The 20,397-nt window shown below is 66.3% G+C and carries 20 protein-coding genes and 2 tRNA genes; 16 read left to right on the forward strand and 6 right to left on the reverse strand.

The window, feature by feature from the left end:
* Positions 1 to 138: 138 nt before the first annotated feature.
* Positions 139 to 1,584: an MFS transporter gene (locus tag E1263_RS17540; RefSeq protein ID WP_238161302.1), complete on the reverse strand. Its 1,446-nt coding sequence runs from the start codon at positions 1,582 to 1,584 to the stop codon at positions 139 to 141.
* A 52-nt stretch (positions 1,585 to 1,636) separates the two neighbouring features.
* Between E1263_RS17540 and E1263_RS17545 the strand changes: the two genes are divergently transcribed.
* On the forward strand, positions 1,637 to 2,365 hold the full coding sequence (locus tag E1263_RS17545) for a TetR/AcrR family transcriptional regulator (RefSeq protein ID WP_165956654.1): 729 nt from the start codon (positions 1,637 to 1,639) through the stop codon (positions 2,363 to 2,365).
* On the opposite strand, the gene E1263_RS17550 is transcribed toward E1263_RS17545, so the two are convergent.
* Together E1263_RS17550 and E1263_RS17555 are read right to left on the reverse strand one after the other, a co-directional pair.
* Entirely contained in the window at positions 2,343 to 2,876 is a 534-nt protein-coding gene (locus tag E1263_RS17550; protein ID WP_132168619.1) for an NUDIX hydrolase, read from the reverse strand. The two genes, E1263_RS17545 and E1263_RS17550, sit on opposite strands and share 23 nt — an antisense overlap.
* A 66-nt stretch (positions 2,877 to 2,942) precedes the next feature.
* Positions 2,943 to 4,274, reverse strand: a complete 1,332-nt coding sequence (locus tag E1263_RS17555; RefSeq protein ID WP_238161303.1) for a zinc-dependent metalloprotease — start codon at positions 4,272 to 4,274, stop codon at positions 2,943 to 2,945.
* 123 nt (positions 4,275 to 4,397) lie between these two features.
* On the opposite strand from E1263_RS17555, the gene E1263_RS17560 reads away from it, so the two are divergent.
* The 5 genes from E1263_RS17560 to E1263_RS17580 all read left to right on the forward strand — a co-directional run bounded on the left by E1263_RS17560 (position 4,398) and on the right by E1263_RS17580 (position 9,880).
* Complete coding sequence (locus E1263_RS17560; RefSeq protein WP_132168621.1) at positions 4,398 to 4,823, forward strand: molybdenum cofactor biosynthesis protein MoaE; 426 nt, start codon at positions 4,398 to 4,400, stop codon at positions 4,821 to 4,823.
* Between the two features lie 30 nt (positions 4,824 to 4,853).
* Complete coding sequence (locus E1263_RS17565; RefSeq protein WP_132168623.1) at positions 4,854 to 5,198, forward strand: hypothetical protein; 345 nt, start codon at positions 4,854 to 4,856, stop codon at positions 5,196 to 5,198.
* A complete protein-coding gene (locus E1263_RS17570) occupies positions 5,195 to 6,232 on the forward strand; it encodes a YlbL family protein (protein WP_132168625.1) in 1,038 nt (345 codons plus the stop codon). The genes E1263_RS17565 and E1263_RS17570 overlap by 4 nt, the downstream gene beginning before the upstream one ends.
* Before the next feature lie 64 nt (positions 6,233 to 6,296).
* On the forward strand, positions 6,297 to 6,914 hold the full coding sequence (locus E1263_RS17575) for a PPA1309 family protein (protein ID WP_202868930.1): 618 nt from the start codon (positions 6,297 to 6,299) through the stop codon (positions 6,912 to 6,914).
* Positions 6,911 to 9,880 (forward strand): UPF0182 family membrane protein, encoded by a 2,970-nt coding sequence (locus E1263_RS17580; protein WP_132168627.1) that lies wholly within the window; start codon positions 6,911 to 6,913, stop codon positions 9,878 to 9,880. Before E1263_RS17575 ends, E1263_RS17580 begins: the two co-directional genes overlap by 4 nt.
* Positions 9,881 to 9,963: 83 nt before the next feature.
* On the opposite strand, the gene E1263_RS17585 is transcribed toward E1263_RS17580, so the two are convergent.
* Positions 9,964 to 10,536, reverse strand: a complete 573-nt coding sequence (locus E1263_RS17585; protein ID WP_238161304.1) for a hypothetical protein — start codon at positions 10,534 to 10,536, stop codon at positions 9,964 to 9,966.
* A 124-nt stretch (positions 10,537 to 10,660) separates the two neighbouring features.
* Positions 10,661 to 11,626 carry a GNAT family N-acetyltransferase gene (locus tag E1263_RS17590; protein WP_132168629.1) on the reverse strand — a complete coding sequence of 322 codons (966 nt, stop codon included), beginning with the start codon at positions 11,624 to 11,626 and terminating at the stop codon, positions 10,661 to 10,663.
* Positions 11,627 to 11,738: 112 nt separating this feature from the next.
* On the opposite strand from E1263_RS17590, the gene E1263_RS17595 reads away from it, so the two are divergent.
* A tRNA-Met gene (locus E1263_RS17595) sits at positions 11,739 to 11,812 on the forward strand.
* Positions 11,813 to 11,911: 99 nt separating this feature from the next.
* On the opposite strand, the gene E1263_RS17600 is transcribed toward E1263_RS17595, so the two are convergent.
* Positions 11,912 to 12,136 (reverse strand): MarR family winged helix-turn-helix transcriptional regulator, encoded by a 225-nt coding sequence (locus E1263_RS17600; protein ID WP_132168631.1) that lies wholly within the window; start codon positions 12,134 to 12,136, stop codon positions 11,912 to 11,914.
* A gap of 291 nt (positions 12,137 to 12,427) precedes the next feature.
* On the opposite strand from E1263_RS17600, the gene E1263_RS17605 reads away from it, so the two are divergent.
* The 9 genes from E1263_RS17605 (at position 12,428) to E1263_RS17645 (ending at position 20,386) form a co-directional block, all read left to right on the forward strand.
* Positions 12,428 to 12,784, forward strand: a complete 357-nt coding sequence (locus E1263_RS17605) for a hypothetical protein (RefSeq protein WP_132168633.1) — start codon at positions 12,428 to 12,430, stop codon at positions 12,782 to 12,784.
* 115 nt (positions 12,785 to 12,899) lie between these two features.
* A tRNA-Met gene (locus E1263_RS17610) sits at positions 12,900 to 12,973 on the forward strand.
* A 104-nt stretch (positions 12,974 to 13,077) separates the two neighbouring features.
* Complete coding sequence (tcuA, locus tag E1263_RS17615) at positions 13,078 to 14,526, forward strand: FAD-dependent tricarballylate dehydrogenase TcuA (protein WP_165956655.1); 1,449 nt, start codon at positions 13,078 to 13,080, stop codon at positions 14,524 to 14,526.
* A gap of 130 nt (positions 14,527 to 14,656) precedes the next feature.
* Entirely contained in the window at positions 14,657 to 15,973 is a 1,317-nt protein-coding gene (locus E1263_RS17620) for a lysine N(6)-hydroxylase/L-ornithine N(5)-oxygenase family protein (protein ID WP_202868932.1), read from the forward strand.
* Between the two features lie 21 nt (positions 15,974 to 15,994).
* A complete protein-coding gene (locus E1263_RS17625) occupies positions 15,995 to 16,234 on the forward strand; it encodes an MbtH family protein (protein ID WP_132168639.1) in 240 nt (79 codons plus the stop codon).
* A gap of 11 nt (positions 16,235 to 16,245) precedes the next feature.
* Positions 16,246 to 16,659, forward strand: a complete 414-nt coding sequence (gene panD / locus E1263_RS17630) for an aspartate 1-decarboxylase (RefSeq protein ID WP_132168641.1) — start codon at positions 16,246 to 16,248, stop codon at positions 16,657 to 16,659.
* 94 nt (positions 16,660 to 16,753) lie between these two features.
* The gene (gene dapB / locus E1263_RS17635; protein ID WP_132168643.1) at positions 16,754 to 17,500 is read left to right on the forward strand and encodes a 4-hydroxy-tetrahydrodipicolinate reductase; all 747 of its coding nucleotides are present in this window, start codon (positions 16,754 to 16,756) and stop codon (positions 17,498 to 17,500) included.
* 32 nt (positions 17,501 to 17,532) lie between these two features.
* Positions 17,533 to 19,161: a (2,3-dihydroxybenzoyl)adenylate synthase gene (locus E1263_RS17640; RefSeq protein ID WP_132168645.1), complete on the forward strand. Its 1,629-nt coding sequence runs from the start codon at positions 17,533 to 17,535 to the stop codon at positions 19,159 to 19,161.
* Between the two features lie 4 nt (positions 19,162 to 19,165).
* On the forward strand, positions 19,166 to 20,386 hold the full coding sequence (locus E1263_RS17645) for an FAD-dependent oxidoreductase (RefSeq protein WP_132168647.1): 1,221 nt from the start codon (positions 19,166 to 19,168) through the stop codon (positions 20,384 to 20,386).
* Positions 20,387 to 20,397: the final 11 nt, after the last annotated feature.

A 20,397-nucleotide genomic window follows, 5' to 3' on the forward strand; every position in this document is an offset into this window, starting at 1 on the left:
GGGAAGCAGTATGGGGGGACACGGGGATTGTGGGGCAGTAGTGAGGCACCACAGACGCAACGCCGGGGTGAACACAGCAGGTAGGTGTTCACCCCGGCGCCGTCATCGAAAACCCAGTCAGGTAAGGACTTTGGCGGCTCAGTGGCCGGCCTGCTGAGATTTCCTCGGCAGTAGCCAGACGAGCAGCAGCGCCAGCAGATAGAGCGCGGCGCAGATCGCCATCACCAGTTGGGCCGCGGCGAAGTACGAGTGCGTGGAGGGCTGACCGACCCGGCTGAAGAACACCGTGCCGAGAGCGGCAACACCGATCGCACCGGCGAACTGCTGTGCGGCGTTCAGGACACCAGCACCGGAACCAACCTCGGCAGGCGTGGCGTCGCCGAGGATGAAATCGAACAGCGGGATGAACAACAACCCCGCACCGACACCGGTCAGGAACAGCGCCGGAGTCAGCTTCCAGATGGTGATGCCGGCACCGAAGTGCGCAGTGGTCCACCAGAGACCGAGCAGCCCGATGACGGCAAGGCCGAGACCGAGTTGAAGATTCGCGCGGCCGAGCTTCTCGGCAAGGACTGCGCCGGACACCAGCGTGGCAATCGCCGTACCGGCAGCCCAGGGAATCAAGGCGAACCCGGTCTGTAGCGGCGTCCAGCCCAGGCCGGACTGCAGCAGGAGATTCACGATCAGGATGAATGCGCTCAGCGAGGCGTAGAAGCCGCCGGTGATCAACAGGCCGACGACGAAGCTGCGCTTGCCGAACAGTGACGGCGTGATGACCGGGTGCCGGCTTCGCCGCTCGGAACCGACGAACAGACCGAGCGCAACGACAGCACCGGCGAGCATCGCGTACGTCCAGGCAGGCCAGCCGAGATCGCGGCCTTGAATGAGCGGCACGATCAGCAAGGCGGAGGCGGCCGTGAGCAGGCCCACACCGACCAGGTCGAGGCGGGTGCTGCGGTCCTCGCCGCTGTGGCGCGGCAGCACGCGCCAGCCGATCGCGAGCGACAGAACGCCGAACGGGATGTTGATCAGGAAGATCGAACGCCACTGGCTGCCGAACAGGTCGAGGTGCAGCAACCACCCGGCCAGGATCGGGCCGGCGACCGTGGCCAGCCCCATGATCGGGCCCATCGGCATCAGTGCCTTGCGCAGATGCTCGCGCGGGAACACGATCTTGATCAGCGCGATGCCCTGCGGGATCATCACCGATCCGAACAAGCCCTGGAAGACGCGGGCAACGATCAGAAACGCGGGGCTGGGCGCCAGCCCGCAGGCCAGGGACGCGAGCGTGAATCCGACCATCCCGATCAGGAACAGCCGGCGGCGGCCGATCAGGTCACCGAGCCGGCCGGACGTGATCAGTCCGAGCGCGAACGCGGCGGTGTAGGCGGACAGCATCCACTGCAGCGTCATCGGGCCGCCGCCGAGGTCGGCGCGGATCGAGGGACCGGCGAGATTGGCGACGCTGGTGTCGATGAGGTCCATGAGCTCGGCGATGACCACGACCACAAGGACGAGCCACGCCTGGCGAAGGGGGAGCGGAGCCACGGTCATCCGCTCTGACGAACTTAGTTCGATAGTCACGAACAATGTTCTACGCTTCGAACTAAGTTCGTGTCAAGCTATAGTCATGACCATGCCTGCCGACCCCAGACAGCGCCGTGCCGCTCGCCACGCCCAGCCCGCCGCGGCCGCCGTACCGGCCAAACCGCGCAAGGAGCCCATCACCGCGGACCGGATCACCGACGCTGCGCTGCAGGTCATCGAAGCCGAGGGGTACGACGCGCTGACGATCCGCCGGGTCTCCGCCGTGCTCGGGACCGGCCCGTCGTCGCTGTACGCGCACATCGTGAACAAGGACGATCTCGACGACCTGCTGATCGCCCGCCTGTACGCCGCGATCGTGCTGCCGGAGCCTGAACCGGACTCCTGGCGTCGGCAGATCCTCGACGTGTACGGCCAGCTTCGCGACGAATATCTGAAGTACCCCGGGCTGTCCCGTGCCGCGCTGGCGACAGTCCCCACGCATCTCGAAGCGCTCCGGGTCAGTGAAGGCATCCTGGCGATCCTGCTCGCCGGTGGGATCAAACCGCAGACGGCCGCCTGGGCGCGCGACGCGCTCACGCTCTACGTCAATGCCTATGCACTGGAGCGCTCACTCGTGGTGCAGCGCCAGCAGCAGGAAGGCGCCGACTGGGTGCTCAGCCCTGAGGAGATCATCGCCCGGTTCGATGCGCTCCCGGACGATCGGTTCCCCAACACGCGGCGCTACGCGGTCGAGTTGACGTCAGGCAGCGGTCACGACCGCTTCGACTTCGCCATCAATCAGTTGATCGGCAATGTCAGTGCACGCGACCAGCGCTGACAAGCTGACGGACTGAGTCGTCGATGCCGGCCGGCAGTTCGTTCACTCCGAACCAGGCGAGATCGTGCGACTCCTCGCTGACCACATACGCCGTACCGGCGTCGGCCGTCACCTGGAACTGCACGTCGAGGTGATAGGCCCCGGCGCATCCGCCCGCGAGAATCTGGTGCCGCGAAAGCCTCAGCGGCACCGGGTTGATCGAGAGTCCCGTCAGACCGGACTCTTCGGTCGCTTCTCGCAGTGCAGCCCCCGCCAGCGTGGTGTCGCCACGCTCGCAGTGCCCGCCGAGCTGCAGCCACAGCCCGATCGTCCGGTGCAGTGTCAGTAGCACCTGCTCACCGGACTGGTTCACCACGAGCGCACTGGCCGTCACATGCTCGGGACGGCACTCTCGCCACATCCCATCCGCATTGGCCGCCAGGTGCCGCAGATAGTGCTGACGCAGCTCCTCCTGCTCGCCATCCGGCGCAGCCCACCCTGTCAAAACCCCAACCGCATCCTCGAGAAGCACGCGGCCAGCATCCCAACCCGGTTGTTCCCCTCCGCACCCGGGAGTGGAACAACCGGTACGTCGGGCCTACTTGGAGTCGGGCTTGTCCTCATCGGTCGGCGGGTTGTCGGCCGGCGGGTTGTCGAGCGGCGGGTTGTCGAGCGGCGGGTTGTCGAGGAAGGCGCTGATGTCGATGTCGGAGAGCTCACCGGTGTGCTGGGCGAAGCCGATCGGGTCGTCCAGGTCGGAAGTGCTGGGGAGGAGGTCAGGATGCGACCAGAGGTTGTCGCGACCGTCGACGCCTCGGGCATCGCGGACGGCAGCCCAGAGGTTCGCGGCGTCGCGAAGGCGGCGGGGACGCAGTTGCAGACCGACCAGCGTGGCGAACGTCTGCTCAGCGGGACCACCGGCGGCCCGACGACGGCGAACCGTCTCGGCGAGCTGGATGGCTGCGGGCATCCGGTCCTTGGTGGCCTGCCGGACGACGTCGTCCACCCAACCTTCGACGAGGGCGAGTGCCGTCTCCAGTCGCGCGAGTGCTGCTTTCTGCTGCTCGGAGTCCTCGGGCTCGAACAGCCCACCGGCCAGCGCCTCCTGCATGGCCTCCGGGTTCTGTGGGTCGATGTCGGCCATCGCGCGCTCGATCTTGCCGCGGTCGACCTCGATCCCGGACGCGTAGTCGGCCACCGCAGCGAACAGGTGCTGCCGCAACCACGGCACTCCCGCGAACAGCCGCTGGTGCGCAACCTCACGCAGCGCGAGGTAGAGCCGGACGTCCTCGTCCGCCAACTCGAGGCCTTCGGCGAACTTCACGATGTTGTCGGGCAGCAGTACTGCCTGGCCGGTCGGTCCCAGCGGCAGCCCGATGTCGGACGAGCTGACGACCTCGCCCGCGAGCTCGCCGAGCGCCTGGCCCACCTGGGCGCCGAAGATCGAACCACCGAGCTGACGCAACATCCCGGCCATCGGTCCGGCGAGCTGCTGGGCCTCGGCGGGCAGTGCGCCGCCCATTGCACCGGCGACGTGCTCGGCGACCGGGTCGACGACTGTTTGCCAGACCGGCAGTGTGTTCTCGACCCACTCGGCGCGGCTCCAGGCCGCGGATGTAGTGGATGCGTCGGGGAGCGTGGTCGCCTCGTTCAGCCAGTGCTCGGCCAGCCGGACCGCGTCGGCGACCCGGTCGGTGTCGGTCGAGGTGATCGACCGGTCGCCGGCGGCCGAGACCGTCTTGCGGGCAATGTCCTTGGCCAGGTCCCAGTTCACCGGCCTGCCGTCGGTCGAACCGCTCAGCAGCTGCTGGACCTGCGCGAAGATCGCGTTCAGGTCCGGCGTGCCACCCGCGCCGGCCGCACCGGAGAACTGCTGGAACATGGCCTCGAACGGAGTTCCCTTGAACGGGTTGTCCGGTTCGTCGCTCATCGGAGTGGCCTTCCTGTGCGGGTACGGCGTACAACTCCAACGTACTGGTTCCACCGGCCGGTTCCGCCTCCGGCGAACGGGGGTGTGGTGAACCAGGGGACGGATCAGGGGAGAATGGGGGACATGAGCGACCCGATCAGGCTGCTGGACATCCGCGCGGAAGCGCTGTCCAGCGACGAGGTACTCGCCGCTGTGTCCGACCCCACAGCAGGTGGCACTGCGCTGTTCATCGGAACCGTGCGCAACCACGACCAGTCCAAGCCCGTCGACCGGCTCAGCTACGAGGCTCACCCGGACGCGTTGAAGCAGCTGCGACTGGTGGCCGAGCGGATCTGCGCGGACCCGGCGGTGACCGCGCTGGCTGCTGTGCACCGGATCGGCGATCTGAAGATCGGGGACGCCGCCGTCGTGGTGGCCGTCGCCGCCGCGCACCGGGACGTCGCGTTCGCCGCCTGCCGGCAACTGATCGACGACCTGAAGTCCGAGGTTCCGATTTGGAAACACCAGCACTTCACCGACGGTGCCAGCGAGTGGGTCGGCGCGCACTGACCCGTACCCTGGGCGCATGAAGGTGGCCGGATGAAGGTTTTGGCGTGGCTGGCGTTCCCGCTGGCCGCCACCGTCCTGGCCATGGGCTGGGCCGCGTGGCGCGGTCGCAGCCGTGGTCCGCGCCGCTCCGGCGGAGCCTTCGCCGCGGTCGAGGACTTCCGCCGTTTCAGCGACGCCCTGGCCGCTCCCGGCCCGGAGGCCACGCCGCGCCGCCGTGGTTTCAAGGACCGGCTGGCGCGCTCACGCAACACTTCGGTCACGACGGGGACGACCCGCCCGGGCGGGTCGTTGGACTCGGCAGCGGGGCACGTCGGCAAGAAGCTCGGTTCGGCCGAGACACCTGATTCCACCAAGACCGCAGGGCAGGGTTCGTGACACGTCGTACCGCAACGTTGGTCACCTCGATCGTCGTGCTCGTCATCTCGCTCGGGCTGCTCACCGCCTTCCCGGTGCCGTTCGTGTCGTTCAGCCCGGGTCCGGTCAAGGACACGCTGGGGACGGCGAAGAACAAGCCGGTCATCGAGATCACCGGCTACGAGACCTTCCCGACCAGTGGTCAGCTCGACCTGACCACGGTCTCGGTCACCTCGCCGGACCGCGAGCTCACGCTGCCGCAGGCGATGCGGAACTGGCTCGACCCGCACCACGACCTGTTCCCGCGCGACATCATCTACCCGCCGGACCAGAGCGCCGACGAGGTCGAGGAGCAGAACACCGCGGAGATGACCGGCTCGCAGGACAGCGCGGTCGCAGCGGCTCTGCAAGCGGCGAAGGTGCCCTTCCACACCAAGGTCGCGACGGTCGCCAAGGGATCGCCGGCCGACGGCAAGCTGAAGCCCGGTGACGTTGTCCTGCAGGTCGACGGCCTGCCGATGACCCAGATCCCGCAGGTCGGTGACGCGGTCCGTAAGCACAAGGTCGGCGAGACCGTCACTTTCCTGATCCGCCGGGACAAGAAAGAGCAGACCGTCCAGCTGAAGACCGCGGCCACTCCAGGTGAAGAGGCCCGGCCGATGGTCGGCATCAGCATCGGTGTGGACTCGCAGGTCAAGGTGACGGTCAACCTCGGCCAGGACATCGGCGGCCCGAGCGCGGGGACGGCCTTCGCCCTGGCCATCTACGACAAGCTGACCCCGGGCGCGCTGCTCGACGGCAAGCACGTCGCCGGCACCGGCACGATCGACGCTCTCGGTCAGGTCGGCGCGATCGGCGGGATCCAGCAGAAGATCGCCGGCGCCAAGGATGACGGCGCCACCGTGTTCCTGGTGCCGGCCCCGAACTGTGCGGCCGCGCTGCATGCCGATGTGAAGGGCATCCAGTTGGTCAAGATCAGCACCCTGGACGACGCGATCGCCGCTTTGAAGGCGGTCAGCAGCGGGACAGGCACTGCTCCCGGATGCGCATCGTGAACCATCAAGAAGAAGTCGTGAGTCATCAAGAAGAATCTGCCGGCCGAAGGAGAGATCTGGCGGTATGGAATCCGTAGACATCCTGCCTCCTGACGCGCTCAGTCGAGCGGTGATCGAGATCGAGAAGCATGTAAGCAGCGCGGGCTGGGACCAGCCCGCGCAGTTGTTCGCGCTGGTCCCCACCGACGAGCTGCTGCGGGCCGAGCCCCAGCTGGCCGCCGAGCTCGGGGCCGACGACCTGTCCCAGCCGCTCACCCCGGTGGCCCAGGGCGAGCTGCCCGGTTCCGTCGAGGACGAGGACCTGGCCGATGCACTGGCCCGGATCGAGTGGCCCGAGGGCGTCAGCGGTTGCGCGCTGGCCATCGAGCGGATTGTCCTGCCGGCCGCGGCCGAGGCCGGTCTGTCCAGCACCGACGCCGACGCCGAGCTCGCCCGGATGGCCGGTAGCGATCCGCGCCGCCACGAGGTCCGGATGGTTGCGGCTGTCCTGCGCGAGGGCAACCGCTTCGGCGCCGTCCGGCTGCGCTCCCACGACGAGGACAGCGCCGTACTGACCGGCACCGACTTGGTCCCCACTCTGTGCGAAGTACTGTCATTGACATTCGAACCCTCGACCGGCGACTGGCCGGGCGCGGGTCCTGGGGTCGACGGCAGCAGTGACGACGAGGAGAACCGACCATGAGCGACGGCGTCTACGACATGCCGGACGAGCCGCGCCGGGCGCGACCACCGGGGCGACGCCCCCGGGCGTTGCTCCCGACGATCGCCACCCTGATCGTGCTGCTGATCCTGTTCAGCGTCTTCACCGACGTCTGGACCCAGCGCCTGTGGTACCGCTCGATCGACCTCGGTTCGGTGTTCAGCACCGTCCTGGGCACCCGGGTGCTGCTGTTCGTGGCGGTCGGCCTGGTGATGTCCGCCGCGGTCGTGGCCAACGTCATCGTCGCGTTCCGGACCCGGCCGCGGGTGGCCCTCGCGCCGTCCCCGAGCCCCGGCTTCGAGCGCTACGGCGACCTGCTCCAGCAGCGCGGCAAGATCGCGATCGGTGTGATCGCTGCGCTGATGCTGGTCTTCGGCGGCTCGGCCGCGTCGGGTGAGTGGAAGGTCTTCCTGGCCTGGCGCAACCGGACTCCGTTCGGTGTCACCGACCAGCACTTCAACAAGGACATCGCGTTCTTCGTCTTCGACTACCCGTGGCTGCGCGTCCTGCTCGGCTTCGGCTACTCGATCGTGCTGCTCTCGCTGGTCGCCGCGATCATCACCCACTACCTGTACGGCGGCTTCCGTCCGTCGGCGAAGGGGCAGAAGGCCTCGGGCGCGGCACAGGTGCAGTTCTCGATCCTGCTGGGCCTGCTCGTCCTGCTGAAGGCCTTCAGCTACTGGCTCGACCGCTACGGCCTGACCACCGGGAAGAGCCGGTTGTTCACCGGTATCTCCTACACCGGTGACAACGCAGTCCTGCCCAGCAAGGAGATTCTCGCGGTCATCGCGGTGCTCTGCGCAGGGCTGTTCTTCGCGAACGTCGTGCGCAAGACCTGGCTGCTCCCGGGGGTCGGCACCGTCGTGCTGATCCTGTCGGCGATTCTGCTCGGCGCACTCTGGCCGGCCGCGCTGCAGCAGTTGCGCGTCCGCCCGAGCGAGCCGGTCAAGGAAGCGCCGTACATCGACAAGAACATCGCGGCGACCCGGCAGGCCTACGGTCTCGAGGGCACCGAGGTCGTCAACTACCAGGCGAAAACCACGGCGACCCCGTCGGAGCTCACCCAGGACGCCGAGGTGCTGCCGGGGATCCGGCTGATCGACCCGAGCGTCGTCGGACCGACCTTCGAGCAGTTGCAGCAGGTCCGGGGCTTCTACTCGTTCCCCGAGGACCTGGACGTCGACCGCTACAAGATCGGCAACAAGACCGCTGACACCGTGATCGCGGTGCGCGAGGTGCAGATCGACAAGCTCCCGGCGGGTCAGCGCAACTGGAACAACGACCACACCGTCTACACCCACGGCTACGGCGTCGTGGCGGCCAACGGCAACCAGCGCGCCGACGACGGTACGCCGGTCTTCTCGGAGAAGGACCTGCCGCCGGTCGGTCAGCTCGGTGACTACGAGCCGCGGATCTACTTCGGTGAGAAGTCGCCGACGTACTCGATCGTCGGCGGCCCGAAGGGTGGCCAGGCAGTCGAGCTGGACACCCCGGAGGGCAAGGTCGGCGGCGACCCGACGCTGAACACCTACGACGGCAAGGGCGGCATCGGGATCGGCAGCTTCGGCAACCGGTTGCTCTACGCCACCAAGTTCCGCGACGCGAACCTGCTGCTGTCCAGCCGGGTGAACCCCGACTCGAAGATCCTCTACGACCGCACGCCGCGCGAGCGGGTCGAGAAGGCCGCACCGTGGCTGACGCCGGACGGTGACCCGTACCCGGCGATCGTGGACGGCCAGGTCGTCTGGATCGTCGACGGCTACACCACCTCGGCGAACTACCCGTACGCGCAGAAGGTGGCCCTGGACGACAGCACCCGGGACACCACCACCGGCCGGGGCACGATCGCGCAGCAGCCGAGCGAGGAGATCAACTACATCCGCAACTCGGTCAAGGCGGTCGTGAACGCCTACGACGGCTCGGTCGAGCTGTACGCGTGGGACGAGAGCGACCCGGTGCTGAAGACCTGGATGAAGGCCTTCCCGAACACCGTCAAGCCGCGCTCGGACATCTCGCCGGCGCTGATGTCGCACCTGCGCTACCCCGAGGACATGTTCAAGGTCCAGCGGGATCTGCTGGCCAAGTACCACGTGACGGACTCGACCACCTGGTACCAGAACAGCGACCTGTGGCGTGTTCCGGCCGACCCGACGGCAGTCCCGTCGAGCACTGACACGACTCCTCAAAACCAGCCTCCCTTCTACCTTTCGCTGCGGATGCCCGATCAGCCGGAACCCAAGTTCTCGCTGACCTCGGTGTACGTACCGAACGCGGAGCGGGAGAACCTCACCGCGTTCATGGCGGTCGATGCCGAGGCGACCTCGAAGGACTACGGAAAGTTCCGCATCCTCCGATTGCCCGGCAACGTGCAGATCCCCGGTCCTGGACAGGTCTTCAACAAGTTCCAGACCGATGAGGGGATCCGGACGGCGCTGCTGCCGCTGAACCAGCCGAACAGTGGTGCGCGAGCACAGTTCGGAAACCTGCTCACGCTGCCGCTCGGTGGCGGTCTGCTCTACGTGCAGCCCGTCTACTCGGTGCGGACCAGCGGACCGGGTAGCTATCCGGTACTGCGCTACGTGCTGGTCTCCTTCGGTGACCGGGTCGCCTTCGGATCGACGCTGCAAGAGGCGTTGACAAAGGTCTTCAACACCAAGGTCGACACCGGCGAGGATCCGGGCGGCGACACGCCACCAGGGAACCAGCCGCCGGCCAACCAGACGATCAAGCAGGCGCTCGCGGAAGCCCAAGCGGCCTACACCGCCGCACAGGCTGCTCTGAAGGCTGGTGACCTGGCTGCCTACGCCCGCGAGATCGACAAGATGAAGGCTGCCGTCGACCGGGCTGCCGCGGCCGGCTCGGCTCCGACGACCACTCCGAGCCCGACACCGTCGGGGACGCCATCGAGCACGCCGACGAGCACTCCGCCGAGCTCACCCACCGGCTGACCTCTGCGCACGAGATAGTCCGCGAGGGGCGGTGACCACGGCAACGGCCGGGTCACCGCCCTTCTCGTTGCCTACGGCATCGGTCAGGCCTCCGGGTGGAAGCCGATCGCCGTACTGATCAGGTCGTCCTCGGTGAACCGGTCACGGTCGAGCGAGACCTCAGCGGCCAGCCCGGGGGAGACGAAGTAGAACACCTCGTCGGCCGCGGCCAGGCCGTCGTACGGGCCGATCTTGACCGGGCGCAGCTCCCAGGTTGCGGCATCCTTCTCCTCGTACTCGACCAGGAAGGTCTTCAGCGCCTCGAGATCGGTGAGCTTCTCGCCGCGCAGGGTCTTCGCCGTCAGGTCGACCTTGAAGGCGCCGTCGGGATCGGGGCCGGTCTCCCAGACCCGGCTGTGGAAGATCACGTCCTCCCACTCGTACTCGAAGTCGCTCGGTTTCCCGATGCCGCCGGGGAGATGCTCGATCACGAAGCCGTCCACGGTGCGTGCCCTTTGCTCGATCGACGGGGAGACCGCGGCATGCGGCGCCGAGGATCCGACGGCCGCCGCGGTGGCGGCCGTCCAGACACCCAGGGAGGCGAGGACCACCGCACTGCCCGCCACCATACGGCTCAGATGTGGCACGGCTCGGGAAGGACGGGACGATTGCAACATGGCTGCCTCCTGGACTGTCTCCTCGGCGCCGCACTCCTTCGCGTGGCGCCTCTGCCCAAGAAGATGCAGGGATCGCAGGCCTGTCCTGAGGGCCGATTTCAGATCTGTGGACAACTCGACGGATTCAGTGCCCGATGAGGCGATGCAGACGGTGGAAGGTCTGCTGGAATCCGAGCGCCGGCCAGGCGCGCGACGACAGCAGGTTCGTCACTCGCCAATCGGTGACGACGGCGTCGTAGCCGACCTCGGCCGACCAGTTCAGCACTGCTTCGCCAAGCGCCCGCCCGGCACCCAGACCACGAGCTTCGGGAAACACAGCGGCGAACGTGAGGAAACCGGAGTTGTCCGGCTGGGACAGCCCGCTGTGGGTGCTCCCCTTCTCGATCGAGGTGCCGACCGCCGAACCGATCACCTTGCCGTTGCTCTCGGCCACAAACGTCACGTAGTCGGAGTCGTCGAAGTCCTCTTCCCACTCGTCCAGGACTTCCGGCAAGGTCGGCACAGTTCCTGCTGAGAACACCGGCGACAACCCCTGATGCTGCGGCAGCGCAAGCTCCAGCTGAGCAAGTACAGGGATGTCATCTCGCACGGCATGCCGGATGGTCAGGCCCGTAGGCGCCGGGATCGGCGATTCGGGAACCGGCCGAATCGCATGCGCCTGCTGCGAGCCGAAGGCAAGCCGGAACCAGGCATCGAGAAGCGCCGGATCATCCGGTACGAGCGTGTAGTGCGCGATCCGGCCATCGTCGACCCACCTGGTCGCGGCCGCGCCGTACAGGTCTCTGATGTGCTCTGCCGTTCGCACTGCGTGTCCGGCCGCCTCCACCCAGATGTTCGGTCCCCACACCGGCGACTTCTTCGGTGCCCCGAGCAAGTAGCCGGTCACCTCGGCACCCTCGCGCAAGACGGTGCCCGAAGCATCGTCGGACTCCCAGACAGCAGTGACCTCGACCAGCGCGCGCCGTGGGTCCTCGTAACCGGCAGCCAGCAACGGATGCCGCGTGCGGTGCTGCCGATGCCGCTCCGCCAGAAGTGCCGCCGCAGCAGGTAGGTCCGTTGCTTCGAACGGCCGAATGTCGAGTCGAGCCATACCCGGACGGTACGCCGCGGCGCCGTCCGTGCGACATGGAATTTCGGCCGCACCAATAACTGATTTGGTTGCACACCAGCGATCCCCTAGACTTACGAACGTAAGGAAGCGGCGCGGGGTGGAGCAGCTCGGTAGCTCGCTGGGCTCATAACCCAGAGGTCGCAGGTTCAAATCCTGCCCCCGCTACTTTCACGAAGGCCTGGACCATTTGGTCCGGGCCTTCGTCATGTCCGGCAGGGCGGGCTGGCCACGGTCTGAAGCCGAATGGTGTACGCCTCCACCTTCTTAATAGGCGGGGATCACCGCGCCGATCCGCAACTCCAGTTCGGCCTCGAAGGCCACCATCGCCTTGTCCACCAGCTTCCGGCCCTTGGTCGTCAGTTCGACGATCGAGGAACGCCGGTCGTCCGGATTCGCGCGCCGGTTGCACAAGCCCGCCACCTCAAGGCGGTCGACCACCTTGCTCGTGCCGCCCACGGTGATCGGGAACTCCTCGGCGATGTCCTGGATCCGCCGCCCGGGTTGTAGTCATGGCAGTCCATGGGTGGAGGCGGGCATGGTCGAAGTCGGAAGAGCGCCGAGCGCCGCACCCCCCATCGAACCGAGAATGAAGCTGGCATAATTTTCCCATTGAATGCAAAGAATCTGCATCCGATTGCAGATTATTTGCTACAGGCTTAGATGGGTGTCAGGGTGGCTCCGGGTAGGCGGATTCACCGGCGCGGCCAAGCGCGGAGGTCCGTTACCACGTGGTAACGGCGGCGGCTCCGCGGCGTCGAATCCAATCCAGAGGAGACAGGGATGAAGAAGAAGCTGAGAACGGCCGCAATCACCGGGCTTGTCGCGACAGGCATCGTCGGCCTGACGGCCACGCCCGCTTTCGCCATCAACGGGGTCAACTTCGCTGAATGTCAGTGGAACCACGGGCAGTACCTCGCCTTCCATGATGTGCCGGCCGGCCCCCAGGTCTGGGTGTGCTACGCGAACGCGGGTCAGATGTGGATCGACCAAGGTCCCGTCGGTGGATTCAATGCGGGAAACAATTCCGGCTGGTTCGAGTACGAGCCGGGTGACGGATGGCTGTACCGGCACACCTTCAACAAGTGGGACAAGATCGATAAAAAGTACGGCCAGGTGACGACCATCCACATCAACTAACTGGTTCCATGAGGCGGCTGTTGTGCTGCGGCACAACGAGCGTCTCCGGGTGTGGACGGGGCCTGATTTGGACGCTCGTCGGCCATCGCCTAGACTCCTACTTGTAAGGAAGCGGCGCGGGGTGGAGCAGCTCGGTAGCTCGCTGGGCTCATAACCCAGAGGTCGCAGGTTCAAATCCTGCCCCCGCTACTTTCACGAAGGCCCGGACCATCTGGTCCGGGCCTTCGTCATGTCACCTCGCAGTGGGCCAGGACACATCACCGCCCGATTTAGGCAAGGCTAAGCTAATGGCCATGCGCAATCCGGAGGTAGTTGTCGTCGGCGGCGGGAACGCCGGGTACTGCGCGGCTCACGCGGCGGCCGAGCGTGGGCGACGCGTGCTGCTGCTGGAGAAGGCGCCGCGGGCGCAGGCCGGCGGGAACAGTTACTACACACTGGGTTCGACCCGGATGGTGCACGACGGGCTCGGTGACCTGCTCGAGGTCCTCGAGCCCGATAAGCGCCACGCCCGCACTGAGGTCCCGCCGTACTCGGCCAAGGAGTTCCTGGCCGATCTGGAGCGGGTCACCGGAGGGCGGGGCGACAAGGAACTTGCCGAGGCCGTCGTCGACGGCTCGCGTGACGCCGTCCGCTGGCTGCACGCATTGGGTCTGCGGTTCGAGTTGATGTACGAGCGGCAAGCGCACGACCGTCCCGACGGGACCTTCGAGTTCTGGGGTGGATCGCACGTGCGCAACGTCGATGGCGGACCCGGGCTGATGTCGGTCCACGAGCAGATTGCCGCCCGGCTCGGAGTCGAGGTGCGCTACGACTGCTCGGTCACCGGGTTGATGACTGATGGGGGTGCGGTCGTTGGCGTTCGGATCGGTGATGAAGAGCTGCCGGCGGAGTCGGTGGTGATCGCCAGCGGCGGTTTCCAGGCGAATGCGGAATGGCGTCAGCGCTACCTGGGAGACGGCTGGCAGCACGCGAAGGTGCGTGGCACGCCGTACAACACCGGTGACCTGATCCACGCCGCGCTGGAGATCGGTGCAGATCGTGGCGGCGACTGGTCGACCTGCCACAGTGTTCCGTGGGACGCATCCTTTCCCGAGAACGAGAGCAATCGTGGTTTGACGAACCGGCTCAGCCGGTACGGCTATCCGCTCGGCATCGTCGTCAATCGCCGGGGGCAACGGTTCCTCGACGAGGGCGCGGACTTCCGCAACTACACGTACGCGAAGTACGGCAAGGTGATCCTCGAACAGCCGGGCTCGGTGGCGTACCAGGTCTTCGATGCGACATCGCGCTCGATGCTGGCGGCGTACGAGTACGAGATGCCCGGGATTGTTCCGGTGGTCGCCGACAGTGTCGAAGAGCTTGCCGCGGCCATGGACGTCGATGTCGACGGGTTCGTGCAGACGGTTCATGAGTTCAACTCGTCGATCGACACCGGTCGCCCGCTCGATCCGACGATCAAGGACGGCCGCAGCGCAGCGGTGGAGCCCGTCAAGAGCAACTGGGCCTCGGCGGTCGAGGCGCCGCCGTACTACGCGTATCCGGTGACCTGTGGAATCAGTTTTACCTTCGGTGGTCTTCGTGGTGACGTCGACGGCCGGGTGCTCGATCGGTCGGGTGAATCCATCCCCGGACTCTTCGCGTGCGGTGAAACGCTCGGCGGGCTCTTCAGTGGGAACTACCCGACAGGGGCCGGCCTGACTGCGGGAATGGTGATCGGGCGCCGCGCAGGCTCGCTCGCCTGAGCCGGAGTGAGGCGTACGCGACTAAAGGTAGGCTTGCCTAAGTTGTGATGCTATTGTCATCGCTCGTTGGGGGATGGCCAGTCACTGCGCCGTTCGTTCGCGACCTGTGGCGCAAGGGGCCGATTACCGGATGACGATGGATGAGTTGAGCGGTGCGGTCGACGTTCTCGGGATCGGTTTCGGGCCGTCGAACCTGAGCCTGGCGATCGCGATCGAGGAATTCAACGATCGTCGGGGTGCCGATCGGCCGCTGACGGCGAGGTTCGTCGATGTCCGGCCGCAGTTCGGGTGGCACGACGGGATGTTGCTGCCAGGCACGACCATGCAGATCAGTTTCCTGAAGGATCTGGTCTCGCTGCGGACCCCGACCAGTCCGTTCACGTTCCTGAACTATCTGCAGGAGCAGGGGCGGCTGTCCGACTTCATCAATCTCAAGACGTTCTTCCCGACCAGGCGGGAGTTCCACGGATACCTGAGCTGGGCCGCCGGCCGGATCGGCCTTCCGGTCTCCTACGGTACGAGGGCGACCCGTATCGACTGGAGCGGCGACCGGTTCGAGGTCACGCTCGAGTCCGTGGCCGACAGTTCGGAGACGACAAGGGTCGCGGCCCGGCATGTCGTGATCGGCGCCGGTATCCGGCCGGTGCTGCCGGAGGGGATCGTGCCGGGCGCCCGGGTGTTTCACAACCATCAACTGCTGACCAAGCTGGCCGAGTTGCCCTCGCGGCCGCACGGCCGGTTCCTGGTCGTCGGCTCCGGGCAAAGCGCGGCGGAGGTCGCGGCGTACCTGCACGATTCGTATCCCGATGCGGAAGTGCATGCGTCCTTCCGCCGGTTCGGCTACTCCCCGTCCGATGACACGCCCTACGCCAACCGCATCTTCGATCCGGCCGCGGTTGACGAGTTCTACACAGCACCGCCGGAGCTCAAGCAGCAACTGCTGGACTATCACTGGCAGACCAACTACTCCGCCGTCGATGCCGACCTGATCAGGGATCTCTACCAGCGTGAGTACGACGAAAGTACGCGTGGTGTGCGCCGGCTGATCGTGCACAAGGTCACTGGGATCGAGCAACTGAGTGAGGGCTCCGACGGGGTCACCGCGACGATCCGTGACCTGGGAGACCGGGGCAGCACCACCCTCGAGGTCGATGCTGCCGTCTTCGCCACCGGTTTCCGCCCGGCAGACACTCGCGGCATGCTTGGGCCGAGCATCGACGGGTCGTCCTCGTTCGAGGGGGATCTCCCGATCGTCGAGCGTGACTACCGGCTGCGGCTGCCCAGCATGGCCGAGCGGATCTTCCTCAACGGCGGGGTCCAGCACAGTCATGGGTTGACCTCGTCCCTGCTGTCCAACGTCGCGGTCCGCGCCGCCGACATCCTGCGGGCGATCACCGACGAGCAGCCCGCATCCCACCCCGATCACCACGCCCTGCAGCAGCGATAGGAACGACGAGGAGCAGCACTGATGGCCCAGAACCCGTTCGACGACGACAACGGTTCCTTCTACGCGCTGATCAACGGCGAGGAGCAGCATTCGTTGTGGCCGACGTTCAAGCCGGTCCCGGCCGGCTGGAGCATCGCGTACGGCGACCCCAGCGGCAAACCGCGCCAGGAAGTACTCGACTGGATCGACGAGCACTGGACCGACATCCGCCCGAAGTCGTTACGCGATCACATTTCCCAGTACACACCAACCAACTCATAGAGGAGCCGAACATGCGTCGCGAAGTCCTGGGCGGAAAAATCCACCGCGCCACTGTCACCCAGGCCGACCTGCACTACGTCGGTTCGCTGACCCTCGATGTGGACCTCGCACAGGCCGCAGGCCTGATCGAGGGCGAGAAGGTGCAGGTCGTCGACATCACCAACGGGGCTCGTCTCGAGACCTACATCATCAACGGTCCGGCCGGAAGCGGCGAGATCTGCATCAACGGCGCGGCGGCCCATCTGGTTCACCCCGGCGATCTGGTGATCATCATGTCGTTCCTGCAGGCCGAGGACTCCGAACTGGTCGGCTACCAGCCCAAGGTCGTCCACGTCGACGCCAAGAACCAAATCATTGCCTTAGGCAACGACCTTGCCGAGCCGGTCCCCGGAGCGGATGATCAGGTCTCTGCTCGCTTGGCGTGAGCTTCGATCACCCACCGTCGCCCCGCTCGCAGATCTTGGCCCGTGAGATTCAGGACACTGGAGCGGGGCGGTGAAGTTAGGTTAGGCTATCCATATGACTCGAATTGCTGTGGTGGGCGCCCGTGGGCGGATGGGTGTGGCGTCGATCCGCGCCATTGAGGCCAGCTCCGATCTGACCGTCGCGGCCGAGATCGACATCGACGACGACATTCAGGACGCCGTCGACAACAACGCTGATGTCGTGCTCGTGTTCTCGCCGCCGGACGTTGCCCACGAGCAGGTCCAGTGGTGCATCAAGCAGGGGATTCACGTCGTGGTGGGGACGTCCGGCTTCGACGACCGGTCCGTGGACCAGATCCGCGACGCGCTGGTCGACCACAGTGAGGTCAGCGTTTTCGTCGTACCGAACTTCTCGGTCAGCGCGGTGCTGATGGCCAAGTTCGCCACCCAGGCAGCCCCGTACTACGAGTCTGTCGAGATCATCGAGATGCATCACCCCGGCAAGGTGGACGCACCGTCGGGAACGGCGCAGCACACCGCCGAACTGATCGGTCGCGCTCGCGCCGAAGCGGGTTGTGCCCCGTCACCCGATGCCACCTACCTCGACCCCCATGGTGTGCGCGGCGGGCGGATCGAGGGAGTCAGCGTCCACGCGGTCCGGGTCCGTGGGTTCATGTCGTCGCAAGAGGTTCTGTTCGGAGTCGACGGCGAAATTCTGAGGCTGCGCTACGACTCCATCACCCGCGAGTCGCTCATGCCTGGTGTGCTCACCTCGCTCCGCGCCGTCTCGGATCTCACCGGAGTGACAGTCGGCCTCGACGCCGTACTGAAGCTCGGCTGACCCGTAGCAACGACAGGCATCAAGGGAAACCCATGAGCATCGAACCGCTGGCCCTTGACGGGGTCGTTCCGTTTCCGCCGGAGACGGCAGCCGAGTACCTCGCCGAGGGGCACTGGCGCGATCAGACGCTTCCAGAGCTGCTGTTCGCCACCGCGGAGCGCTTTCCCGACAAGCTCGCTGTCATCGACCGCAAGGCCGAGCTGAGCTATGCGCAACTGACGGACGAGGTACTGCGCCTCGCGGCCGGCCTGCAGGACCTCGGGCTGAACCGTGGCGACCGGGTGGTCGTGCATCTGCCCAACATCTATGAATACATTGCCTTCGTCTTTGCCTTGTGGGAGATCGGGGCGGTCCCCATCGTCGCTCCCGTCGCGCACCGTCGTGCCGAGATCGAGCACTTCATCGAGATCGGCGAGGCGCGGGCCTACATCACGGTCGCCTCGGACAGCGGCACCGATCTCGCTGCGATGGCGGCCGATCTGAAGGCCCGATGGCCCCAGCTGGAGCACACCGTAGTACTCGAACGTGATGGCGGCGGCGCTGAGTACGAGGCGTTGCAGTCGAAAGGATCGCTCGAGCACGCGCGCCGGTGCAGCCCGCAGGACGTCGCGCTGTTGCAGATGTCAGGCGGTACGACGGGCGTTCCGAAGCTGATGCCGCATACGCACCAGACGTACGGCTACGCCCTGCGGCGAAGCGTTGGGGAACGCGGTATCACCGAGCGCACCGTGCATTTGCTGGTGATCCCGATCTGCCACAGCATGTCGACGCGTTCGCCCGGATTCCTCGGGGCGTTCAGCGTGGGCGCCACCATTGTGATCGCACCGAACGGCAGCCCCGATACGGCGTTCCCGCTGATCGAGAAGCACGGGGTGACTCGCGTTTCGCTGGTCCCGCCGATCCTGCTGGCCTGGCTGAACTCATCGCTGCGTAAGTCCTACGACCTGTCCAGCCTGAAGACGCTCATGTGCGGCGGCGCGAAATTGGTCGAAGCCGTGGCGAGCCGGGTCGAGCCGGAGTTCGGCGTACAGCTGTCGCAGAGCTTCGGGATGGGGGAGGGCCTCGTCGTCAGCAATCCTGCCGACGTCGATCGCGCCACCAGTGTGCGCTACCAGGGCATCCCGGCCTCAGCAGCCGACGAGATCCAGGTCATCGACGACGAGGGTAACGACGTACCGCCCGGCGCACCTGGTCACTTGCTGACGCGTGGACCGTCGGTGATTCGCGGCTACTACCGTAACCCCGAGCAGAATGCGCTGGCGTTCACCGCCGATGGTTTCTACCGCACCGGTGACATCGTCGAGCGCGACGAGCGCGGATTCATCCGAGTCGTGGGCCGGTCGAAGGACCAGATCAACCGCGGCGGCGAGAAGATCGCGCCCGAGGAGCTGGAGAACGCGCTGCTCACGCACGCCGGCGTCCATAACGTCTCTGTCGTCGGCATCGATGACGACGTCCTCGGCGAGCGGGTCAAGGCGTTCCTGATTCCCCGGTCGCCGGAGAGCGCGGCCGAGCTCACCTTGGGCAAGTTGCGCCAGTTCCTGCGCGACAAAGGCCTTGCCACGTTCAAGCTTCCCGATGTCGTGGAGGTCGTCGACGAGTTCCCGTACACCGCGGTCGGCAAGGTCAGCAAGCGCCTGCAGCGCGAACTGAACTACTAGGCGAATGGCGACCAAGACCACACGTGTCGTCATCGTGGGCGCAGGCCCGGTCGGAATGGTCTGCGCGCTGGCTCTGAATCGGCTGGGCGTTCCGGTGACCGTGCTCGAGTCCGAGCCGGCGCCGGTGCAGGACCAGCGCGCAGCAACTATCCATCCGAGCACGCTGGAGATGCTCGACGAGCTGGGCGTCACCGAGAAGATCCGGCCGCACAGCCTGCCGTCGGCCACCTACCGGTTCCACGACCGGCCGACCGGAGAGGTCGTGGCGGAGTTCGATCTCGGCCGGCTCAAGGACGAGATCCGGTTCCCGTACGTCCTGCAGTACGAGCAGTACAAGCTGACCGCTGTCATTGCCGCGGAATACGCGAACGAGTCCGACTTCGACGTACGGTTCTCCCACACGCTGACCGGTCTGACCGAGACCGCGAGTGGAATCGAGGTGGAGTACACCTCACCGGCCGGCACCGAACGTCTGTCGGCGGCCTATGTCATCGGCTGTGACGGCGGCCGATCGACGGTGCGCAAGTTCGCCGGTATCGAGTTCGAAGGCTTCACCTATCAGGAGCGGTTCATCAAGATCGCGACCAGCTTCGACCTCCAGACCATCAAGCCGGAGTTGACGTTCCGCAACTACTTCTCCGACCCCGATGAGTGGGCCAACGTCTTCAAGGTGCGCGGAGAATCCCCTGCGGGGCTCTGGCGGGTGATTCTGCCGATCGGCGCCGACGAGGACGACGCCACCGCGTTGTCGCCGGCGCGCGTCGAGGCGCGGCTGCAGAAATTCCTCCCGAAGAGCGGCCCGTACCACATCGAGTACATCAACGTGTACGGCGTCAATCAGCGCGTGGCCGCGACCTTCCGGCAGGGGCGCATCCTGCTCGCCGGCGACAGCGCGCACGTCAACAACCCGATCGGCGGCATGGGGATGAACGGCGGCATCCATGACGCCATCAACCTGACGGACAAGCTCGCGAAGGTGATCGCCGGTGCGAGCAGCGACGACCTGCTCGACCTTTACAGCCGCCAGCGTCGCCATGCCGCAGTGAACTATGTCCAGGCCCAGACGATCGCCAACAAGCGGCTGCTGGAAGAACGCGACCCCGACGTACGGCGGAAGAACTTCGACGCGTTGCGCCGTACCGCCGAGCAGCTCGAGACAGCGCGCGCCTACATGCGCCGCGCCGCCCTGTTCGACAGCCTGCAGGACGCCGCCGCCATCACCTGAGGAAACTCCGG

It is taken from the genome of Kribbella antibiotica (assembly GCF_004349055.1).
GTDB classification, from domain to species: Bacteria; Actinomycetota; Actinomycetes; order Propionibacteriales; family Kribbellaceae; genus Kribbella; species Kribbella antibiotica.